Source organism: Pedobacter sp. MC2016-05 (assembly GCF_026239735.1).
GTDB lineage: Bacteria > Bacteroidota > Bacteroidia > Sphingobacteriales > Sphingobacteriaceae > Pedobacter.
Genome location: NZ_JAPIVT010000002.1, coordinates 78,166 through 101,920 on the forward strand (window position 1 = coordinate 78,166; position 23,755 = coordinate 101,920).

At 37.2% G+C, this 23,755-nt stretch carries 12 protein-coding genes; 2 read left to right on the forward strand and 10 right to left on the reverse strand.

Annotated elements, in window-relative coordinates:
• Positions 1–50: 50 nt before the first annotated feature.
• The 10 genes from OQZ33_RS03445 to OQZ33_RS03490 form a co-directional block, all read right to left on the reverse strand.
• On the reverse strand, positions 51–728 hold the full coding sequence (locus OQZ33_RS03445) for an ABC transporter ATP-binding protein (RefSeq protein ID WP_056849704.1): 678 nt from the start codon (positions 726–728) through the stop codon (positions 51–53).
• A gap of 85 nt (positions 729–813) precedes the next feature.
• A complete protein-coding gene (locus tag OQZ33_RS03450; RefSeq protein ID WP_265797659.1) occupies positions 814–3,237 on the reverse strand; it encodes an ABC transporter permease in 2,424 nt (807 codons plus the stop codon).
• 91 nt (positions 3,238–3,328) lie between these two features.
• The gene (locus OQZ33_RS03455; protein WP_265797660.1) at positions 3,329–5,719 is read right to left on the reverse strand and encodes an ABC transporter permease; all 2,391 of its coding nucleotides are present in this window, start codon (positions 5,717–5,719) and stop codon (positions 3,329–3,331) included.
• A 78-nt stretch (positions 5,720–5,797) separates the two neighbouring features.
• Entirely contained in the window at positions 5,798–8,197 is a 2,400-nt protein-coding gene (locus OQZ33_RS03460) for an ABC transporter permease (protein ID WP_265797661.1), read from the reverse strand.
• A 184-nt stretch (positions 8,198–8,381) separates the two neighbouring features.
• Positions 8,382–10,754 (reverse strand): ABC transporter permease, encoded by a 2,373-nt coding sequence (locus OQZ33_RS03465; RefSeq protein ID WP_265797662.1) that lies wholly within the window; start codon positions 10,752–10,754, stop codon positions 8,382–8,384.
• A gap of 75 nt (positions 10,755–10,829) precedes the next feature.
• A complete protein-coding gene (locus OQZ33_RS03470) occupies positions 10,830–13,208 on the reverse strand; it encodes an ABC transporter permease (protein ID WP_265797663.1) in 2,379 nt (792 codons plus the stop codon).
• Between the two features lie 76 nt (positions 13,209–13,284).
• Positions 13,285–15,669 (reverse strand): ABC transporter permease, encoded by a 2,385-nt coding sequence (locus OQZ33_RS03475; protein WP_265797664.1) that lies wholly within the window; start codon positions 15,667–15,669, stop codon positions 13,285–13,287.
• A 141-nt stretch (positions 15,670–15,810) separates the two neighbouring features.
• Positions 15,811–18,180, reverse strand: coding sequence for an ABC transporter permease (locus OQZ33_RS03480; protein WP_265797665.1), 2,370 nt, complete (start codon positions 18,178–18,180; stop codon positions 15,811–15,813).
• A 209-nt stretch (positions 18,181–18,389) separates the two neighbouring features.
• The gene (locus OQZ33_RS03485) at positions 18,390–19,088 is read right to left on the reverse strand and encodes an ABC transporter ATP-binding protein (protein WP_265797666.1); all 699 of its coding nucleotides are present in this window, start codon (positions 19,086–19,088) and stop codon (positions 18,390–18,392) included.
• Positions 19,089–19,175: 87 nt separating this feature from the next.
• Positions 19,176–20,420: an efflux RND transporter periplasmic adaptor subunit gene (locus tag OQZ33_RS03490; protein ID WP_265797667.1), complete on the reverse strand. Its 1,245-nt coding sequence runs from the start codon at positions 20,418–20,420 to the stop codon at positions 19,176–19,178.
• Between the two features lie 453 nt (positions 20,421–20,873).
• On the opposite strand from OQZ33_RS03490, the gene OQZ33_RS03495 reads away from it, so the two are divergent.
• Entirely contained in the window at positions 20,874–22,244 is a 1,371-nt protein-coding gene (locus tag OQZ33_RS03495) for a sigma-54-dependent transcriptional regulator (protein WP_265797668.1), read from the forward strand.
• Entirely contained in the window at positions 22,225–23,688 is a 1,464-nt protein-coding gene (locus OQZ33_RS03500; RefSeq protein ID WP_265797669.1) for a sensor histidine kinase, read from the forward strand. Before OQZ33_RS03495 ends, OQZ33_RS03500 begins: the two co-directional genes overlap by 20 nt.
• The last annotated feature ends 67 nt before the right edge of the window (positions 23,689–23,755 follow it).

Genomic DNA, 23,755 nt, shown 5'->3' on the forward strand with positions numbered 1-23,755 from the left:
AGTAAAACTTAAAGCGTATAACCTAAAACTTAAACACGTAGCACTTACAACTAAACTTGTACATCACCCTTAACAACGCCGTCGGCAATGTGCAAGATCCTATTCCCATATTCAGCATTTTTTTCAGAATGCGTTACCTGGATAATGGTGATCCCATCTTCTTTATTTAATTTTTGGAAAAGCTGCATAATTTCTTCTGCCTGTGCCGATTGCAAATTTCCGGTAGGTTCATCAGCCAGAATGATGCTCGGTTGAGCGGCTAAAGCCCTTGCAATACCAACCAGTTGTTGCTGGCCACCCGAAAGTTGGTTAGGAAATAAATCTTTTTTAGCTACGATATTAAACCGATCTAACAAGTTAGCAATCCTGCTGGCACGTTCAGCGCTTCCCACTTTTTTATAAAGCAGTGGTGCTTCTATGTTTTCGTAAACCGTCATCTCATCAATTAAATGATAAGCCTGAAACACAAAACCAATGTGATTTCGGTAAAGTTCAATCCGTTTACGTTCATTTAAACTGGTTACATTTTCGCCCATAAACTCGTAGGTGCCGTAAGTCGGCTCCTCCAGCATCCCTAAAATATTAAGAAGAGTTGATTTACCGGCACCGGATGGTCCCATTATAGACACAAATTCGCCTTGTTTAATTGTAGTGGTTACATGGCGAAGAATGTAACTTTTAACCCCTTTATTGGCGTAATATTTTTCTATATTTTTAAGTTCTATCATTTTTTTAGTATCGAGTATTTAGTATCAAGTATTAAGATATTGGCTTCACTTTGGTCTTTCCATTTTATTCTTTCCGCTTTTTGCTTTATTCATATTTAAGTGCAGTCACTGGATCCATAGTCGCTGCTCTCTTGGCCTGAATGCTTACCGTTAATATCGCTATGGTGATGGAAACCACTGTTGCCACTATGAAAGGTAAAACAGGCATATCAATCCGATAGGCAAACGCATCTAACCATTTTTTAATGAGAATATATGCAATTGGCCAGCTGATGACATTCGCAATGATCACCAATATTAAAAACGACCTATTTAATAGGTGGATAATTTCGTAGTTAGCAGCGCCTAAAACTTTCCTAACGGCAACTTCTTTTGTTCTTCTTTTCGCAACAAAGGTTGATAATGCAAACAAGCCTAACAAAGACAATGAAACCGAAATCGTGCTAAATAGTACAATCATGTTCATAAACCTGTTGTTCTCCTCTAACACCTTATTCAACGAATCATTCATGGTAACATACGACATTGGATAATTAGGATACGCAACTTTCCATTCGGCCTCGATTTTACGGATAATCTGGGCGCTATTTTCACTATCAAAACGAACTAACACATTATTCGTCGTGGACATGCCACCCAAGTGGGTAACCTTATAAATAGTTGGCAGAACAGCCTTATCAAAGCCTTCGTTATGATAATCTTTTATGACGCCAACAATCTGGAAAGTGTATTTTTCCTTATTACTTTTCACATCATACAGTTTACCCACAGGGTTTTTATCAATTAATTTAGCAGCGCTTTCATTGATCACCACAGCGTTTACGGTGTCTTGTTTGTATTCTTTTGCAAAAATCCGCCCCTGCATTATTTTAACTCCTAGTGCCTGCAAGGCATCCATGCTTACCGTAACTGTATTTAAGGCAATGTTATTATCCTTATAAGTGATTTCTTCGGGAATGTTGAAAGCATTACCCATTACCTGCGTGGTGGTAGCGATGTATTTTACACCTGGAATTTTTCGTAAGCGTTCGGCAAATTTTTCTTCATAATTGGTTCTGATATTGATTAAGTTTCCCTTATCGAAACCTAAATCTTTATTGCTTACATATTTTGTTTGCTGATACATTACACCAATAGCAATGATAAAAGTGACCGAGATTACGAATTGAAAAACCACCAAAACGTTCCGGATTGCTGTTCCTTTTAAACCGTTGGCATAGTTGCCTTTTAAAACCGATACCGGATTGTAGTTTGATAAAACCCAAGATGGATAGAAACCAGCAAGCAGCGTTACGATGAAAAACAGCATAACCAGTTCGAAAATCATCAACAATAGTCTTGGGTTATGCCAAAAACTTAAGGTTACATTGAAGTGTTGGTTAAATGCAGGCAATACTACCTCGACCAGAACAACGCATAGAAACAGTGCTACAACACTTTGCAAAGCAGACTCTAAAAGAAATTGTGTAAGTAGCTGATGTTTATTGGAACCTAAAACTTTTTTAACGCCAACCTCTTTAGCCCGATTAACAGATTGAGCGGTTGCTAAATTTACAAAATTGATTACCGAGACTAAAAGCAAAAAAATAGAGATTCCAACTATAGGTTTTAATTTATCTTTCCAGCTGAGTTGTATGGCGGGATTTGCGTGTACCTCCGACAGCTGCAACGCTCTTAATCCAGGCTTTTTACCATCCTTGTAATAGTCATTGTAATTTATTTTTTGCTTAGCAAACGATGCTTTTTTAGCTTTGACATAAACTTGTTGTAGCGTCTTGTTTAAACTTACGCTATCCAAATCACCATACATTTTAGCGTAAACCTGGCAATAGTGCTTGGCTGTAATGTTATCTGGATCTTTATCTTTTTCACCAGTCCTAACGATGGCATTGAAGCCTACAGTTTGCGGTGTTTGTGGCTCTTTTACCACTCCTGTAACTGTTAATTGCTGACCAGGATCATTTCTCCAGATCACCAGCTTTAGCGTTTTCCCTAAAACTTTGGTGGTGCCGAATAACTTGAGCGCAATACTTTCTTTTAATACAATTGATTTTGGCGATTTAAGGGCGGTTTCAGTGTTACCCTGTATAAACTGATGATCGAACACACTGAAAAAGCTGCTGTCAGCATCCTTAACTTTCTGTATCATTACCGGGTCTGCATGCTCAACCTTTACAGAATAACCAGAGTTCCAATCCCACTCCTGATCTACTCTTGTAACGGCTATCGCCTGAGGGATATTTTCTTTAACCAAAGCTGCCATCCGACTATCAACAGCATCTTGCCAATGTTCCTTATTATCGGGCGTAAAAAAATCATGTTTCTCACGGATTTGATAAACATTTTTTAAATCCGGCGACCAGGAGTCGAAACTTTCCTCGTGATTGATGTACAGCAACATCAACACAAAAGCCGTTAATCCAAGTGCCAATCCGCCTATATTTATGGCTGCATAAACCTTGTTTTTCCAAAGGTTCCGCCACGCGATTTTTAAGTTAAGTTTGAACATATTTCTAAAGGTTGAAGGATAAAAAAGGTTGAAGGCTGGAAGGTTCCGGATGCTTTAATCCTTCACCTTAAAACCTTTCACCTTCCGTCCTTTATTCATATTTAAGTGCATCAATGGTATTGGCCACCGCAGCTTTGTAAGAACGGATGCTTACTGTTATTAAAGTTATTACCATTGAAATTATCATTGCCATGGCGAAAGGCCAAATACTGATTTCGATTCGGTAAGCAAAACCCGACAGCCATTTGGAAACAAACAAATATGCAAGCGGCCAAGCCACAAGGTTTGCAATGAAAACCATAATCAGAAATGAGCCATTTAGCATTTTCACTAATTCTAAGGTTGATGCGCCCAAAACTTTTCTAATGGCTACTTCTTTAGTTCTTTGCGTGGCCACGAAAGACATCAGCCCAAATAACCCAATAAAAGAAATAAAGACAATTACACCAGCAAAAACTTTAAATAGAATACCCATTATTTTTTCGGTCTCGTATTGGCTATTGATACTCTCATTTACAAAGTTTGAGTAGTAAATCTGTTCTGGAAACAAACTATTCCATAACTTTTCAACTTGTTTGTTTGCTTCAAATATTTGTTTTGCATCTAACTTTATAGCCGCCCTCCAGTAACTATTTTTACCAGCAGAAATGGTTAAGCCAGATATATTGTCTTTTAGCGATAAATCATTAAAATCTTTTATTACACCAATTATTGGGATATTTTGACCTGTAGAGTTAATCGTTTTTCCAATGGCTTCTTGCGGATTAGTAATGTGAACTTTCTTTAAAAAGGTTTCATTAACCACATAGCCATTCGCTGTATCACTTTTAGCAAATAGTTTTCCGGCTATTAATTTTAAATCGAATAATGAAAAATAATCTTCATCGGCTTTCATTCTCCTCACCTCGAAATCTTTATTTTTAATTCCATTAAATGTAAAATCAGATGAATTTATATTTGGCGACAAAGGAGCATCCTGACAATAACTAACTTTTTTAACACCAGGAATTTTCAACAATCTTTCCTTAAAATTTTCATGTTTTAGCCTATTCAAACTATCATTAGGCACACCAACCATAATCACTTCGTTCGCATTAAAACCGAGCTGTTTTTGCTGTACATACTCCATCTGGCGCATTACCACAATTGTGCTAATAATTAAAATGATGGCAATTGAAAACTGAACAACAACTAATACTTTTCGCAAGCTTAATCCACCATTATTCAACATAATTTTACTTTTAATTGCTAATGCTGGAGTAAAACCGGACATGATGATAGCCGGATAAAAACCCGCTAGCAAGCCAACGAACAACACCAAACAAAGCATGAATAAAAAAATGATTGGATGCTGAAACAGACCAACAGCAATATTTCCTTTAAATAGATTTTCCATCTGAGGAATAGCTAATTCTGCTAATACACAAGCAATAAGCATAGCCGCTAACGTTACCAAAAAAGTTTCGGTTAAAAATTGCACAATTAATTGTTTACGTAAACTCCCCATCACTTTCCTAACACCCACTTCTTTAGCTCTATTTATAGCTTGGGCTGTACTTAAATTAACAAAGTTGATGCAAGCAGTAATAATTAAAAAAAGTGCAATAATTCCCAATCCATAAATTTGGTTTTTACTAATGGTGAGGTTAGAAAAGTTATCATAATGTTCACTAAAATGGATGTCTCGTAATGCTTCTAATTTGTTGTTTTGATTGCCAGCTACTTTTCTGTCGGCATAATTCTTCTTATTAAATTGCGCCAATGATGTTTCGATATCTTTAGCTTTCAAACCATCTTTTAATAATATGTAAAACTCATTTCCAGAACTCACACAATCCCAGCATTCATCATTTTTATTTGGATAAGTTTGATAACTCACCATTATATTAAGTGGGAAACTGCTGTTCTTTGGCATATCCTTAAATACACCACTAACCTTTAGCAAGGTTTTATTACCCATTGTTACGTTTTTACCTATCGCATTTTGCGCATTACCAAAATAATGCTTGGCAGCTGTTTCTGATAATGCTACTGTATTAGGTTCATTTAATGCTGTAGTTGGTTTTGCATACAACCACTGCATCCCGAAAATTTCGAAAAAATCAGGTTCAACGTAATAAATGGTCTCATCTTTTTTAATTACATCCTTTCCAGTAGCATCTTTAACACGGACAATGTTCCAATTTCTAAAAATTGCCGCAGCTTTTTCTATTCCAACAATTTCGTTCTTAGCTGTTTTTACGGCTGGAATTGCAACTGCATTCGAATAATCATCAAAAGCATCGTATTTCCAATCGGTTACAAAGCGATAAATTCGATCTTCATTTTTAATGCCTTCATCAAAACTTAACTGATAGCGAATAAATAAAAAGATAAGTATACAACTCGCCATTCCGATTGATAACCCAAGAATATTGATAAGCGTATAACCTTTGTTCTTCCAAAGGTTCCGCCACGCGATTTTTAAGTTAAGTTTGAACATATTTGTGTTTAAAGTTGTAAGTTTTATGTTATACGTTTTCTTACCTACCACCTGAAACGTACAACTTAAAACTTTTAGTTATTCATATTTTAGTGCATCAATTGTGTTGGCAACAGCAGCTTTATAAGAGCGGATGGAAACTGTTATTAAAGTTATAGCCATTGAAATAATCATGGCAATTACAAACGGCCAGATACTCAAATCTATCCGATAGGTAAAACCAGAAAGCCATTTTGAAACTAGTAAATAAGCCAATGGCCAAGCCACCAGGTTTGCGATAAAAACCATCCATAAAAATGATCCATTTAACATTTTTACTAACTCAACCGTCGAGGCTCCAAGTACCTTTCTAATGGCTACCTCTTTGGTTCGCTGAGTGGCTACGAAAGAAATTAGGCCGAATAATCCAATGAAGGAAATGAAGATAATCACACCTGCAAATACTTTAAAAAGTGTTCCCATAATACGTTCAAGTTCGTAATACTGGCTAATATCATCGTCAACAAAAGATGAATTATAAAAATTCTCGGGATAAGTTTTGTTCCAGATTTCTTCTACCTGCGGCATCACGGTTATAATTTGTTTACTATCCATTTTAATAGCGAGGTTTCTATAATTTTCTTTTAAAGAAAATATTACTACCGGCGATATCGGTTCGTGCAGACTCAAATTATTAAAATCTTTTACTACTCCCACAACAGTTGCTTGTTTGCCCCAAATCGTTATTTTCTTACCTAAGGCATCATTAAAATTAACGACGTTGAGTTTTTTCAAAGCAGTTTCATTTACTACTAATTCTCTAATGGTATCGCTTTTTGCAAAACCTCTTCCAGCCACAAAAGTTAACCCAAATGTTTTAAAATATTGATCATCAGCAACCTTAGTATTTAATTGGAAATTCGCTTTCTCGGAACCGTTATAACTAAAATTAGTTTCGTTATTACTACTAGATGATGGCGGCGTTCTGCAAAAACTGGTAAATAGTACGCCAGGAATTTTAGCAATTCTCTCCTTTAAAATATTGAATTTTAAAAGACTCAAGCTATCGTTACGAACGCTTACCATGGCGATAGCTGATGGATTAAAACCTAATGGTTTCTCTCTCGTATATTTCATTTGATTCAACACTACAAACGTGCCGATAATTAAGATGATGGTTATGGTAAATTGAACTACAACGAGCACTTTACGCAAGCTTAAGCCGCCTGCATTGGCTGTTATTTTATTTTTTATAGCCAAAGCCGGACTAAAGCCAGACATGACCATTGCTGGATAAAAGCCTGCGAGAAAACTTACGATAATGACTAAGCCGATCATAAATACAAAAATGATAGGATGCTGAATGACGCTAAAAGAAATATTCTCGTTAAATAAACTCTTCATTCCAGGTAAAGCAACTTCAGTTAATACACATGCTACAAGCAATGCAAATACGCTAATAGTTAGGGTTTCTGTTAGAAATTGAACAACCAATTGTTTTCTTAAACTGCCCATCACCTTACGCACACCAACTTCTTTACTCCTGCTTACAGCTTGAGCGGTTGCTAAATTTATAAAGTTGATGCAGGCAGTTAATAATAAAAATGCACCGATGATGGCCAACCCATAAAGCTCTTTTTTGGGTACTGTTTTGTTGGCAAAATTCCCTAAATCTGCATTGTAATGAATATCAGTCAGCGACTGGGCGCCTATTTCTTCTTTCATACCAGCGTCTTTAGAAAAGTATTTTTCAGAAAATTTAGGGAGAATGCTTCGTAACTGTTCAATTGAAACACTATTTTTGAGTAGAAAAAAACATTGATCGTTTGATGACGTGTTGCTCCAATCGGTTAGCTTCTGATCTGGATAATTTTGAAAGGTTTTATAAGAAACCACAATATGGAGTGGAAATGAGCTGTTCTCAGGCATTTCCTGCAAAATTCCTGTCACCTTAAAATCCTCCCTGTTCTGGAAATTGATGGTTTTACCGATGGCCTTATTCCAATTGCCAAAAAGTTTTTTAGCCATGTCTTTTGATAATACCACAGTATTTGGCTCGCTTAAAGATTGCACTGGATTTCCTTGTAGCCAATCAAAACTCATAATTTGGAAAAACTCTGGTTCAGCATAAAAAACATCTTCTAAAACCTTTACACGTTCTTTGCCGGCTGCATCTTTTATTTTTATGATTCCGCCATCCTGACGAATAGCGCCCACTTTTTCAATTTCATTTTTGAAATCATTTCTTAGTGCTGCCGGAGCAGGTTTTGGCACTCCCTCAGATTCTTCAAATCCATCGGCGGATGTCCAATTGGTAGTTAAACGGTAAATTCGATCCTCGTTTTTAAAGCCTTCATCAAAACTCATTTGATAACGGATGAAAATAAAAATGAGGATACAACTGGCCATTCCAATGGATAAACCAAGAACGTTGATGAAAGTATAACCCTTGTTTTTCCAAAGGTTTCGCCAGGCGATTTTTAAGTTGAGTTTGAACATGTTTTTAATTTGCTGGAGAATTTCAGTTTTGAAATGAAGCTTTCTGACCTGATGCTGCTTATGCCAATTTTATACCACTATAAACAACCGGTTTCAATAAGTTGATTATCAGTAATTTACAATAAATCAGCGATATAAACTGTTCGATTCCGAACAAATGTTTGTTCAAAATCGAACGGACAGGTTATTCATATTTAAGTGCATCGACAGCATTTGCTTTTGCAACCTTTATCGATTGAATACTGACCGTCAAAACGGCAATCAGGAAAGAAACCGCAAAGGCCATTACAAAAGGTAAAACCGATATATTGATCCGATACTCGAATGCCGACAACCATTTGTTTATGATGACATATGCTAAAGGGAATGCAATCAAATTGGCAATTGCCACTAGCTTGACAAAATCTTTATTGAGTAAGGTAAGTATATGGCTTGTGCTTGCGCCTAACACCTTCCTGATGCTAATCTCCTTTTTGCGCTGTTCTGCCATAAACAATGCTAATCCAAGTAAGCCTAAGCAAGAAATAAAAATTGCAAAACCTCCAAACCAATTAGAGAGCGTTCCTAAAAGCTTTTCAGAATTATATTTTTCTTCAAATGAATCACTCACAAATACCCGATCTACCGGATAATCGGGATTTATCGCTTTCACCATTGCATCGATTTTTGATAACGAGGCGCTTATATTTTCAGCTTCATTTAAGCGAATTAGAATTACACCTCCATCATCATGATAGGCTCTGTTGAAAATCATTGGCGCAACTTTTTGATAGGGCGATTCTGCGACAAAATCCTTCATCACACCGATAATGGTACATTTATATTCTCCATAATCAATCACAGTTCCTACCGGGTTTTTAAGCGACATTATTTTGGCTGCAGCTTCATTGATTAAAACTTTATTGGAATCGCCAGGAAATTCGATTTTAAATTCTCTTCCTGCTATCATCTCGGTACCGGTAGTTGCAATAAAATCGTAACCAATTCCACGTTGATTAAATAAAACCTTGTCGTTAGTATTTTTTCCAGGCCAATTGATATCTGAGGTGTTATTACCCCCTTCATCAATATTCATACTCAACAAAGACACGTTGGTCGCAGCCCCGGATTTCAGAATCTGGGTTTTTAAAAGTTCAAGTTTACTCGTTTCCTTTAAGTTACCTAATGCTGCCATTTGAACTAAATTCCCCTGACTATAACCTAATGGTTTATTTTTAATATAAGTTAACTGCTGATAAATTACCACTGTGCAAATAATTAAACATGCTGCAAATACGAATTGGGAAACGACAAGCACTTTTCTAACAGAAATGGCTGAACCCGTTTTTACGCCGAAACCTTTTAGCACCTTAACGGGATCGAAAGATGAGAGATAGAATGCAGGATAGCTGCCTGCAAGCAACCCTGTAACTAGCACCAGACCAACCAAGGTAAGCCAGTATCGCCAATCGTTGTATTGAATTATTAAGTTGATATTTAGGATGGAATTAAAATATGGAAGACTAATTTCTACTAAGATAAACGCGATTATTGTTCCGATGAGGGCCAGTAAAGTGCTTTCTAAAATAAACTGAGCAACAAGTGCTTTTCTGCTAGACCCAATTGCTTTACGGACACCAACTTCTTTTGCTCTTTTCTCGGACCGGGCGGTAGATAAATTCATAAAATTTACACAAGCTATCAGCAGGATACAGATGGCGAGCATGAAAAAAATTCGTAACTGGTCTATTTTTCCTCCCGCAGATTTACCGTTTTCAAACTCATTGTAAAGATGTAATTTGGAAAGGGGATGCAGAAAAAGTTCATTATTATCTAGCTTGCTATCATGAACTTTATATATGTTTTTAAGAGAAGCATTTAATTTCTCAAACAAATCACTATTTTGAAGTTCCACAATGGTTAAACAAAAGTTGCTTCCCCAGCCTTGCTCCTTGATCCATTTTTGTTTTTGTTCATTTAATTTCCAAGGCATCAAATAATCAAATTTGATGCTGGTGTTTTCTGGTAAATCAGCGATAACGGCTTCAACTTTTAGTCCATCCTCATTATCAAGTTTTACAATTTTACCAAGTGGATTTTGGTTTCCAAATAATTTATGCGCTAGTGATTGAGTAAGAATAACACTATTTATATTATCAAGTGGAGAAAAAGCATTCCCACTTAAAAATTTGTAGTCGAGTATTTTGATAAATTCCGGATCGGCAAATAAACCTTTATTCTTGATTTTTTTATCATCGTAGCTGATTAGTTGCTCAAATGGGTAGGAAGATCTTGCTGCATTAACAACTGCAGGATATTTGGCTTTTAATTCTGGCGCTAACAATCCAGGCGTCCAGGCCCAGGTGTGCACTTTTCCATTGGCCGTCATATTGGTATGCGCTACGTAAGTCGTTTTGTAGTTTTCATACTGTTTATCGAAACTAAACTCGTAAGAAACGTACAGCAATAACAGCATACAGCTCGCCAATCCGATAGCTAATCCACCGATATTAATCAAGCTGAACCCCTTGTTTTTCCAAAGGTTTCGTAATGCGATTTTTAAGTTAAGTTTGAACATAATTGGTTACGGGTTATGTGTTACCTGTTGCGAGCTCAGACTTATAACTGGTAACCCGCAACTGTTAACTCGATTCTATTCGTATTTCAAAGCATCAACCGGATTAGCTTTTGCTGTTTTATATGCTTGAAAGCTCACCGTAATTAAAGCCATTAATAGTGTTGCTATTGCTGCCAAGGGAATAATCCACCAGGAAATCTCGGTATGGAATTCGAAATTCTTGAGCCATCTATTCATCGCCAGGTAACTTATTGGAACCGCAACAATAATGGCGACCACAATCATTTTGATGAATGAAAGAGAAAGCAATTGCATCAGATTAGCAACCGATGCGCCAAGCACTTTGCGTACGCCAAATTCTTTAGTACGTTGCTCGGCACTGTAGGCAACCAAACCGAATAAACCCAGGCAGGATACGAAAATCGCTAGTCCGCCGAACAGGTTGGAAAGAATACCTAAGGTTTTTTCTGACTTATATTTCTCCTGGTATAATGAATTTATAAAAGTAATCTCTGTTGGATAAGCAGGATTGAAAGCCTTCGTAATTCTACTGATGGTTTCGATGTTGCTTTGCAAATTATTGGCGCTATTTAAGCGAATCGTGATGGTGCCTGTTTGCGCAGGATTTAAGAAAACCACCTGTGGATTATTGGATTTGTATGGCGAATCCCAAACGTAATCGTCAAATACTCCGATGATATAAGCATTAGTGCCATAAAGATTTACCCTTTTGCCAATAGGATTTTTATAGCCAAACACTTTTACGGCCGAGGCACTTACCAGTAACGCACCGGTATCTGAGGCGAAGTTTTTAGAAAAATCTCTTCCCTCTAATAATTTAATTCCGTTGGTTTTGGTAAAATCGTAAGAGGTGGCTACCTGGTTAAACATCACCGTATTTTCGGGCTTTGTCATCCCATCCCATTTAATATCCATAAAATTCCGACCGCGGTGAGAAAGGCTAACGGATGATTGATACATCGATGTTACTGCACCAGACTTCAGCATTTCAGTTTTGAACAGTTCAAATTTACCTTTCAACTCACCATCCTGAGGAATTTCTACCAAGGCATTTACATCAAAGCCAACCGGCTTATTTTTGACGTATTGGATTTGGCGATAAATAACCAAAGTGGCAATAATCAATATAATGGCAAAACAAAACTGGCCTACCACCAATACTTGCCTTAAACTTATCGTTAGAAATCCTCTGGCCTTGACTTTCCTTTTTAGCGTTTGGATTGGATTAAAAGAAGATAGGTAGAACGCAGGATAACTGCCGGCAATTAAACCAGTTGCAATTACAATTGTCATTATACCTACCCAACTTGCGGTATTGAAATACGAAATTCCAAGATTTATATTGAGTAACTGATTAAATGCAGGCAGACAAAGTTCTATCAAAGCAATTGAAACTACTACAGCAACCAATGTGAGCACCATTGATTCGGTTAAAAACTGGAGAATTAACGAGGTACGATTCGCCCCAATGGTTTTCTTAATTCCAACTTCTTTAGCTCTTTTCTCTGATTTGGCAGTTGCCATGTTCATAAAATTGATACAGGCAATAAGCAATATCCCAAATGCTAACCCCATGAAAAGCCAGATTTGCTCAATATCTCCTCCAACTGGTTTCCCGTTTTCAAATGTACCAAACAAGTGAAGTTTACTGGCTTGGTATAAAAAGTTTGGTTGCGATTGCTCTGTTTGTTCGGCGCTTTTTTTGACCAATTCGTCTACTTTACGATTTACCATATCAATATTGGCATCAGCGTTTAGGGTAACCATCGTTACGAAACTGTAATTTGTCCAGTTTAAATCTTTGGCGCTCTCATCAACGATTTCGTAAAACGACCAGGGCATTAAAAAATCGAACCTGTTCGAACTATTTTCTGGCAAATCTTTAATTACTCCGGTAATTGTTAAGTTTTCTTTGTCTTGAAAACGAACCGATTTATTCAGAACATCATTGGTTCCGAAGAGCGTTTTTGCCGTACTTTCTGTTAAAATTACTGAAAGTGGATTATTTAGCGCAGTTTTAGCATCCCCGTAAATAAACTCATAATCGTACATTTTGAGAATATCGGGCTCAGCAAATTTTGAATCTTTTTTATAACTATTTTGTCCATTTGCTATCAGGCTTTTTTTGCCATAGTCCATCCGTGCAACGTATTTCGCTTCGGGAAGTTTATCCTTCAACAGCGGACCTAACGCAGTGGTTGAACCATAAAAAGTACCACCAATTTTCCCACCTTCACCCGGAACATTGGTCATCGCTATATAAACATTTTGCCAGTTTTTGGCTTGCTTATCAAAGTTCCATTCGTATGATACATAGAGCAACAACATTAAACAAGCTGCAAGGCCAATAGCCAAACCGATTACATTAATGAAAGATGAAATTTTATTCTTCCAAAGGTTTCGCAAAGCGATTTTTAAATTTAATCTGAACATATTTGGGTTATGGGTTATGTGTTACCTGTTGCGAGCCCAGACTTATAACTGGTAACCCGCAACTGTTAACTCGATTTTATTCGTATTTCAAAGCATCAACAGGATTAGCCTTTACCGCTTTTTTAGCCTGAATGCTTACGGTAACTACCGTTAACAAAATGGTGATGGCAGCACTTAGCAAAAACGGCAGTATCGGTAAATCAATTCGGTAGGCAAAGGTTTCCAGCCATTTTTTAGTCAGGATATAAGCCACCGGCCAGGAAATTAAATTGGCTAAGAGCACCATGATAAAAAAAGAACTGTTAATCAACTTGAAAATCTGAACATCGCTTGCCCCTAAAATTTTTCGCACAGCGATTTCTTTGATTCTGCCGTTAGTGATGTATTTTGCAAAGGCAAACAAACCTAAAACGGCAATAAAGATGGTGAGCAAAGCCGCTGCAAAAAACACCGATTGCAGTTGCTCTTGCTTTTTAAATAGTTTGCCATAAAGCTCATCTAAAAATTCGTACCTGAAATCTTCACCATCTAGCGGATTAATCTGCGGCCATTGCGCCTTCAAAGCAGCCAGCGCATCGGTCATTTTATTTTCCTCTATCTTCAGAAGGATTTGTGTTTTGTAACTTCCACAGGGGTCCTTAATCGTATATATTGTAGGCTGTACCGTACTTTCGAAACCCTGGGTTTTAAAATCTTTAATTACGCCTACAATTTTATAATCGATATTACAGCCTTTGATGATCTGGCCAACAGGGTTTTTAATACCATATTTTGCCACTGCGCTTTCGTTAATGATGGCAGAGTTGACAGTATCTGTTACAAAGGCATTTGAGAAAAAGCGGCCTTCTTTTAATTTTATATTCAGGGTTTCAAAATAGTCAAAATCTACGTTTACGAAATCGATGTTCGCCTTGGTCGCTTGATAGGCATAACTATTTATTCCATTCTGGCCGCCAGGGATGAAACTTGCAACCGTAGCAGATTTTACTCCTGGAATCCGCATTAACCTATCTCTTACTGGATTAAAACTGACAGAACCAAACTTGACTGGATTGTTAAAGAGCGTTAAGTTTTTGACATAAACAACCTGATTGGCATTAAATCCAACATCCTGCGTTCGCATGTATTTCAATTGTGAATTGATAGTTAATAAGCCGATAATCAAAATTACAGCAATACTAAATTGGAAGATCAGCAATCCGTTTCGCAACCAAGAGCTTTGTTTGCTGGCAGCAAAATTTCCCTTCAATACTAAAGCTGGTTTAAAGCCAGATAAAACCATAGAAGGATACGTGCCTGCAATCAGTGTGATGATGACTAAAATTAGTGGAAGCTCCCAAATTAATCCATTATCAATTTGCAAAACGGATAGATTAACCTGAAATAGATTATTAAATTCAGGTAACACTAATTCTGCTAAAATTAAAGCCAGTACGGTAGCGATAAAGCACTGGATAAATATTTCGGTAAGAAATTGTATGGTAAGCTGCGAACGGTAGGCACCCATTACTTTTTTAAGGCCAACTTCTTTGGCTCGCTTACTGGCCTGGGCAATACTCAGGTTGGTGAAATTGATACACGCAATCACAAGAATTAAAAATCCGAGTATGGAAAGCGCCATCAAGGTTTTGTAAGGCAGATCGTTTCCCGCTTTAGGGCGCAGGTGTAAGTTTGCCAGTGGATCTAAAAATATAGAGATGGTTTTTAATTCAGCTAACTCCTTTTTGGCATTAACTTTCAATAATTCGTATCGATATAACTCACTTATTTTTCTTTCAAGGTTTGCAACATCAACATGAGGTTTTAACTTCAGATAGATTGAATAGTCATTCATATCATAGTTATCATGCTCACCCAGTTCGGCTGCCAAAGAAACCCCATCAAAGTTAAAGTTAGAATGTTTTTTCCCGTCAATAGTGCCTGCTATAGTTCCCGTTATCCCCGAGTTGCTCGCTCCATAACCAACCATCTCGGGCTTATTATCTTTTTTACCAGGAAAAAGTGTTTTCATGCTTTCTTTACTCAGATAATTGAGTCTTTCTATATCTCCTGATGGTTTGGTCAGACCATTTTCTGGCACAATGTTTAGCATTTTCGCTGCATTATAGTCTACAGCCAGTATATTTTTGGTAAAAAGTGTGTTCTTTCCATTTTTGATAGTCAGTTCAAAAGAGCCTTCCTTTATTAAACCAACCGATTCTACTTCCGGATAAGTTTGTTTAATGGCTTTTGCAAATGGAGCCGCGATGTAATTCGTTTTAAACTCGGGATACGTTACCCCTACCACATAAATATTCTTATAGTTAGGATTTGATTTGTCGAAACTGGTTTCATAAGTAAAATACATGGCCACCAAAATAAACGCAGCCAAAGCAATAGCTAAACCACCAACGTTAATTGCTGTGATAGACTTGTTTCTCCACAGGTTTCGCAATGCGATTTTTAGGTTGAGTTTGAACATAAAGCCCCTCCTAAATCCTCCCCGGAAGGGAGGACTTTTGTTTGTGGTTAAAAAATTTTATTTCTACTAACATTATTTGTTCGGTTCAAACGGTATAAAACTTTGCAACTCCTCCCCTCCGGGGAGGTTGGGAGGGGCTAATTATTCATATTTAAGTGCATCGACAGGGTTAGCTTTTGCTACTTTTACCGATTGGATGCTTACTGTTAAAATGGCTATCAAAACAGACAATCCAATTGCAATCACAAACGGTATTGCTGAAATTGCAATTCTATATTCAAAAGCAGACAGCCACTTGTTAATAATAATGTACGCTAACGGAAAGGCTATTAAGTTCGCTATCGCCACTAGTTTTATAAAGTCTTTATTTAAAAGCGTAAGGATATTTGTAGTGCTGGCGCCCAGCACTTTACGAATGCTGATTTCCTTTTTGCGTTGCTCGGCCATGAAAAGAGCTAATCCTAATAGGCCTAAGCAAGAAATGAAAATAGCAAAACCTCCGAACCAGTTTGAAAGTGTGCCCAGTAATTTTTCATCTTGAAATTTAACCTCGAAAGATTCATCTACAAATCTTCGTTTTACCGGATAATCGGGTTCAATTTGCTTAATTAAGCCATCAATGGTTTCTAACGAAGAACTGATATTTTGGTTAGGATTTAAACGAGCAAGGATCACCTGAACATCATCCATATAACTTGGATAAAAAATCATAGGTGCTACTTTTTGATAAGCGCTTTCAACCACAAAATCTTTCACCACACCAACATTTGTTTTTTCTACATCCCAAAATCTGATTTTAGCTCCAATAGGATTTTTTAGATTCATCATTTTAACGGCAGCCTCGTTAAGCATGATGTTGTTGCTATCTCTTTTCGATTCTGTTTCTACTGCTCTTCCGGCAACTAATTCCGTGCCTATGGTTGTAATAAAGTCACTGCCAATTCCTCGGTTATTAAACAAGATAGATTCTCCAGCTGTTTTGCCTTGCCAATGAACATCTGTTGTATTATTACCACTTTCAGTAATGTCTTTACTAAAAAAGGTTACTCCTGTTGCCGCACCAGACTTTAACATTTGGGTTTTAAGCAGTTCCAACTTGCTTCGGTTGCCCATTTTACCTTGAACCGCAATTTGGACAAGGTTTGATTTATCGTAACCTATTGGCTTATTTTTAACGTAGCTTAATTGCTGATAGATAACTGAAGTACAAACGATTAAACAAGCAGCGAATATAAATTGAACAACTACTAAAACTTTTCGGATAGAAACAGAGGAATCAGATTTAATTTTTAATCCTTTCAACACTTTTATCGGCTCAAAAGATGATAAATACAAAGCTGGGTAACTCCCCGCCATGAATCCCGTTAAAATCATTAAACCAAATAATGTACCCCAAAAAGTGAAGCTATTGTAATCGATTTCCAGGCTTGTATTCAACAGATTATTGAAATATGGCAAACTGACCTCTACTAAAATGAAAGCCAAAACACCTGCTAATACCGTTACAAAGACCGACTCTAGCAAGAATTGACCGATCAAAGATTTTCTCGTAGAACCGATAGCTTTACGAATTCCAACTTCTTTCGCTCTCCGCTCAGAACGGGCGGTAGATAAATTCATGAAGTTTACACAAGCAATCAAAAGAATACAAAAAGCCAATAATAAGAAAATCTTAAGTTGCTCAATTTTACCTCCGACCGATTTTCCATTTTGAAAATCATCGTACAAATGCCATTTGATTAGTGGAAATAAGAGTGCCTCGGCAGTGTTACCCTGCTGATTGCGTTTGTAAATGCCTTTCATATCAGCATTTGCATCAGCCAGAAACTTATTGTTGTTAAGCTGAACAACGGTCAAACACATGTTGTTCCCCCAGTTAGGTTGACGTGCCCAGGGTTCTCGCTTTAAAAAAAGTGCCCAGGGAGCCAAGCACTCATAGGTGATGCTGCTATTTGCAGGTACGTCTTCAATTACAGCTTCAACCTTCAGCACATCCTGATTTTCAAGCTTAACGGTTCTATTAATCGGATCTTCGTTTCCGAAAAGTTTTTTTGCCAGAGATTCCGTTAACATGATTGTATTAGCATCTTTGAGCGCCCGTTCCGCATTTCCTTTAATAAATTTTAAATCGAAGATTTTTAAAAAATTTTGATCTGCAAAGTTCAGCTTTGCACTGATTTTCTTATCTCCCACCGAAAGTAATTTCGGATTTGGGTAACTGGAATGTGAGGTATATTTCACGCCAGGGATTTTTGCTGCAACCTCATCGGCCATAACATTTGGAGTCCATGCAAAACTAAAAATCTTCCCGTTCGCAGGTGCATTCTGATAGATTACGTAAGTCTTATCTGCATTGGCGTAGTGTTTGTCATAGCTCCACTCATACGCGACATATAAAAGCAAAATCATACAACTGGCTAATCCAATGGCCAATCCACCAACATTTATAACGGTGAATCCTTTATTTTTCCAAAGGTTTCGCAATGCGATTTTTAAGTTTATTTTGAACATTTTTTGAGTTTTACATCGTTAGTTTAAATTATAAGTACAGTACGTAGAACTTACCACGTTTGACTTTTAACCTTTAAGCGCCTTACCCGAATCTTCCCATCCAGGAAGATTCGGCTGGCCTATCATTAAACTAAAACTATTTTTAATTAATGGAGAGATTTGAGTATGAGTTCAGCCTTGTAACTGGTAACCCATAACTTTTAACTCATCTATATCAACTCCTCGTTTCGGCTTTTATTTATCTTTTCAGAAATCACATGGCCATCTTTCAAGTTGATGATTCTGTTTGAAAAACTAGCATCGTGACTCGAGTGCGTTACCATTACGATCGTAGTGCCGGTTTCGTTCAATTCACAAAGCAACTCCATCACTTCATTACCATGAGAACTATCCAGGTTACCTGTAGGCTCATCGGCTAAAACCAACTTCGGTTTGGTTACCAATGCCCTTGCTACCGCAACACGCTGCTGCTGACCACCCGAAAGCTGTTGTGGAAAGTGTCCGCTACGGTTTACGATATTCATTCTTTCGATGATTTCGTTAACCAACTTTTTACGTTCTCCGGTAGCTACTTTATTATAAATGAGTGGTAATTCGATGTTTTCGAAAACCGTTAATTCATCTATTAAATTGAAATTCTGGAAGACGAATCCCATGTTTCTTTTACGAAAATTAGAACGCTCCCTATCATTTAAAGTCAAAAGTTCGGTATCGATGAACTTATAACTTCCGCTTTCTGGCTTATCCAATAAACCCATTACGTTCAACAGTGTCGATTTTCCGCAGCCAGATGGTCCCATAATCGAAACGAATTCGCCTGCTTTTACGTGAAGATTAATTCCGTTTAAAGCTGTAGTCTCTACTTCTTCAGTTTTATAAACTTTTTCTAAGTTTTCTATTTTTATCATAGCTTGTTAGTATCAAGTATTTAGTATCAAGATGTGAGGCTATTGTAGATTGGTTAAATATCCTATGAGCATCTTATTTTTTAAATCTTAGTTATTGATCTCCACTTGATCGTATTGGTTAAACTGATCGTAAGATGAGGTGATCACTTCATCGCCTTTTTGTAAACCATCCAAAATTTCGTAGTACAGATAATTTTTTCTGCCGATTTTTACATTTCTCTTCGTCGCTTTACCATTGTGTACCACAAACACCCACGAACCACCTGTACTTTGAAAAAACTGACCTTGAGCCAATAGTAAAGATTTGCTGTTATCAGACAACGTTAACTTCGTTTGAAGCGATAAACCACGACGCAAACCTTCCGGTGCAGCACCCTTGAAAACCAATTCTACCTGAAACTGCCCGGCTGTAACCTCTGGAATTACTTTACTCACAGTTAAATTATATGTTTTTCCGTTAAATTCGCAGGTAGAAGTCTGCCCCTCCTTTACGCGGTTGATATAATATTCATCAACACCAGCTTGCAATTTATAACCTTGCAAAACATCAATTTTCCCAATCATTTCATTCGAGTTATATGATTTTCCGATAACAGGATCGTAAGATGATAATTTACCTGATACAGGCGCCTTGATCGTCATATTTTCTATATTTTTCCGAATCATTTCCAAACTTTCGTTCATCTGCCCCATCGAGTGGTCAATTTGCGAAAGCTGCATTCTTCTGCTTTGATTTTCTTGCTTTACCGCCTGGCGTACAATCTTAAGTTTTCCCTGATAGTATTCGTAGTCTTGACTAGACTTGTTAAACTCCTGAAGTGTAATCACTTTTTTAGCAAACAACGAACTATCCAAGCGATACTGACGAGCGGCAGTTCTTAAACTATTTTCAACATCCAAAACATCCTGATTTAAAACCCTTTGATTTTGCTCCAAATCTAATCTCGATTTTCTCAATTGATTAATTTGTTCAGTGGCAGCGGTTTGGCTCGAAGTATAACTCAACATGGCATTGGAATTCGAAATCCTCAATAAAGGTGTTCCTTTAACCACAGAAGCACCATTTTCAGTAAAAATTTCGGCAACTGTTCCACCCTCCGATGAACTTACAATTACCGAAGTTAACGGGACGACACTTGCATTTAATAACACTACATCTTCAAAATCACCGTACTCTACTTTGCTAATCGTTAGTTTTTCCGCATCTGCACTGTAGGTTTTCTTTAAAGATAAAGTATAGCCATAAATTACAACTGCTACGAAAACAAGTGCCCCACCGATAATAATCAGGGTTTTAGTGCTAAATCTTTTCTTTTCGATTTTTTTGTCCATTGTTCGGTTGTATGTGTGATTTCAGTTACGCCAAGCTTGTGCCAAACGTAATTAAGCAACATAAATAATTAAAAATCAATTACTTAAAGATTAATTAACATTTTAGATTGTTCATTATCGGACAGTTTATGTGCGAGAGCGGACAGTTTAGTTATTTTTGAGGATAGAACCTCACTCCCTTTATCCCCTCTTCTTACAGAGCAGAAAAAACGTAAGGCATATTTGGGTGTCGGTTCAAACAACTTTACTCTAATCCCTCTATTCAAGGAGAGGGACAGTAGCAAAATGTAAATGCTTCTTCCTTTAACAGGGTGAGGTTTTTTGAAATATACAATATAAGTAGGTTATAAAACTATCTAAACCACAATTTCTCGCGCTTGAATGAAAGTGGAAGGATACAAAAAACAAATGCCATTACCTTTGAAAGGTGTGGTTTTTTATAAATTTAGATCCATGTTAAACGCTACAGTTTTAATCATCGATGATGATGATGACATTCTTTTAAGTGCTCGCTTGTTTCTGAAACAGCAAGTGAAGCAAGTTATTACCTGTAAATCACCGAAAGAAATCAATGTGCTTTTGAGCAAAAACGAGGTTGATATAATTTTGCTCGATATGAATTATCAAAAGGGTGCAAGCGATGGTCGTGAAGGTTTGTACTGGCTGGAACACATCCTGTCGATTGATAAAGATTATGTGGTTATATTAATGACTGCTTTTGGAAACGTTGAGCTTGCAGTTAAAGCGATTAAGAAAGGTGCCACAGATTTCATTCTTAAACCCTGGGAAAACGAAAAACTTTTTGCCACCATTTCCGCAGCATCAAAACTTCGCGAATCAACCAGAAAGGTTAAGAAACTAGAGAAAATCCACACTTCGCTACACAAAGATATGACACGGGGTTTTGAGCATATCGTTGGCGAGGCCGATGGAATTAAACAACTTCAAAACACATTGTTAAAGGTTGCGCCAACAGATGCCAACGTTTTAATTTTAGGCGAAAACGGCACAGGTAAACAGGTTTTTGCGTATGAAATCCATGGCAATTCGCAGCGTAAGAATCAGGTTTTTATGCATGTCGATTTAGGTTCATTAAACGAAAACCTTTTCGAAAGCGAACTATTTGGATATGCTAAAGGCGCTTTTACCGATGCAAAAGAGGATAAACCTGGTCGCTTTGAATTAGCAGATGGCGGAACCATATTTTTAGATGAAATTGGAAATCTCACCTTGCCCCTGCAAGCAAAATTATTAAGCGTTTTACAAAACCGAACCGTAATCCGCCTTGGCGAAAGTAAAGAACGTAAAGTAAATGTTCGTTTAATTACAGCCACCAATATGCCTTTGAATGAAATGGTTTCCAAAAATACTTTCAGACAAGATTTATTGTTCAGAATAAATACAGTAGAACTACTGTTACCACCACTACGAAAACGAGGAAGGGATATATTGCTTTTATCCAATCATTTTATGCAGGTTTTTAGCATAAAATACCATAAAGAAACCCGAAGTTTAAGCCATAAAGCGGAAGATGTTTTATTAAATTATAAATGGCCAGGAAATGTTCGGGAACTGCAGCATGTTTTGGAACGTGCAGTTATTATGAGTGATGGAAATGAAATTTCAGAAGCAGATTTGCAATTAAGTCCGCAGCGGTTTGCACAAAACACATCAATGCCGGATGAAATGGCGCTCAGCGAAATGGAAAGAATGATGGTACAAAAAGCTATTGACAAACACAAAGGGAATATATCAAAAGCAGCGGCAGAACTGGGTTTAACCAGAGCTGCTTTATACAGGAGGATTGAAAAATTCGGGATTTAATTTAAGGGAGCGTGTAGCAGGTGGAAAGGTTTATTTCGCAAACAAACCCTCAACCTCAAAAACCTCAACCTTTAACCTTAAAAGTATGTTCTACAAACGATTTACTTTTCGTCTAATTTCCAAGTTACTCCTCATTAATTTGCTGGGCTATCTCCTATTCTATCTAATCCAGAACACCCAGTTATGGTTCACGATTATTGGAGTAGCTTTAATTTTATTGGGTTCGATAATTTCGCTGTACTATTACATAAACGAAATCCGTTCGGATATTAAACGTTTCATTTTAGCAGTCAAAACCCGCGACCATACGTTAAATTTCAAGAATAAAGCCACAAAAGGCAGTTTCCCTGAGTTATATGAGTCTTTCAGTGAAATTCTGCAGGTGCACAAGCAAATCAGGATGGAACAAGAGGCGATGTTCCAGCTAATTAAAACCATTTTGGAACAAGTTCCGGTTGGGGTAATCGTAGTAAATAATACAAAAACCGCACAAGATAACGAAGAGATTGCCTTTTTCAATCAGGCGGCATCGAGTCTTTTGAGCGTTCCTGCTTACAAGTATTGGCATCGCCTTAAACAACATTTACCAGCTTTCGCTAATGAAATCGATCAGATTTCTTCGGGAGGAAAACGTTTTCTGGAACTAAAAATTCAGGAAAAATTAATCCAGCTATCTACAGAAGTTATTCCGTTAAATCTATACGAAAAAAATTACACCATCATCAGCTTCCAAAACATTAAGGATGAAATCGAACAAAAAGAAACTGAAGCCTGGAATCGATTAATCGGTGTGATTTCTCATGAAATATTAAACTCCATTACCCCGATCAGCTCGTTATCCGACACGATTAACAGCATGGTAACAGACAGAGAGAACTTGGATTTGGAGGAAATGGAAGACTTGAAAACTGCGTTACAAACCATAAAACGACGCTCTACCGGCTTATTAGACTTTGTAAAAGATTACCGCTTGATTGCCGAATTACCAACACCAAATTTAGAATCGCACACTATAGGGGAAATTCTGAAACATATTAAAGTGTTGATGCAGCCCTTTGCAAAAGTTAAGAATGTGGTGCTTGAGGTGGAGCAAACTTCCTCAAAAATCACTGTTCAACTCGATTTAAAACTGATTGAACAAGTTCTAATTAACCTCATTACCAATGGCATTTATGCGGTTGAAGAAAATGAAAACCCACATGTTTCGATCAGTTATCGACTGGAAAATACGAAACTTTACATCGATGTAACCGATAACGGAAAAGGAATTGCACCGGAGGATTTGGAGAAAATTTTCGTTCCCTTTTATACCACCCGTAAAAATGGCTCTGGCATTGGTTTAACCATTAGCCGTAACATTATGAAAATGCACCGCGGCAGCATCGAAGTAGTTTCCACTCCAAATGAGCAAACAACTTTTTCATTAGTGTTTAATTACGTTTAGTTTTTTTAACCAAAGGATTTCAAAAATTGATGCAGATTAAAAATCAATTTTCCTTAGCTGTATTCGT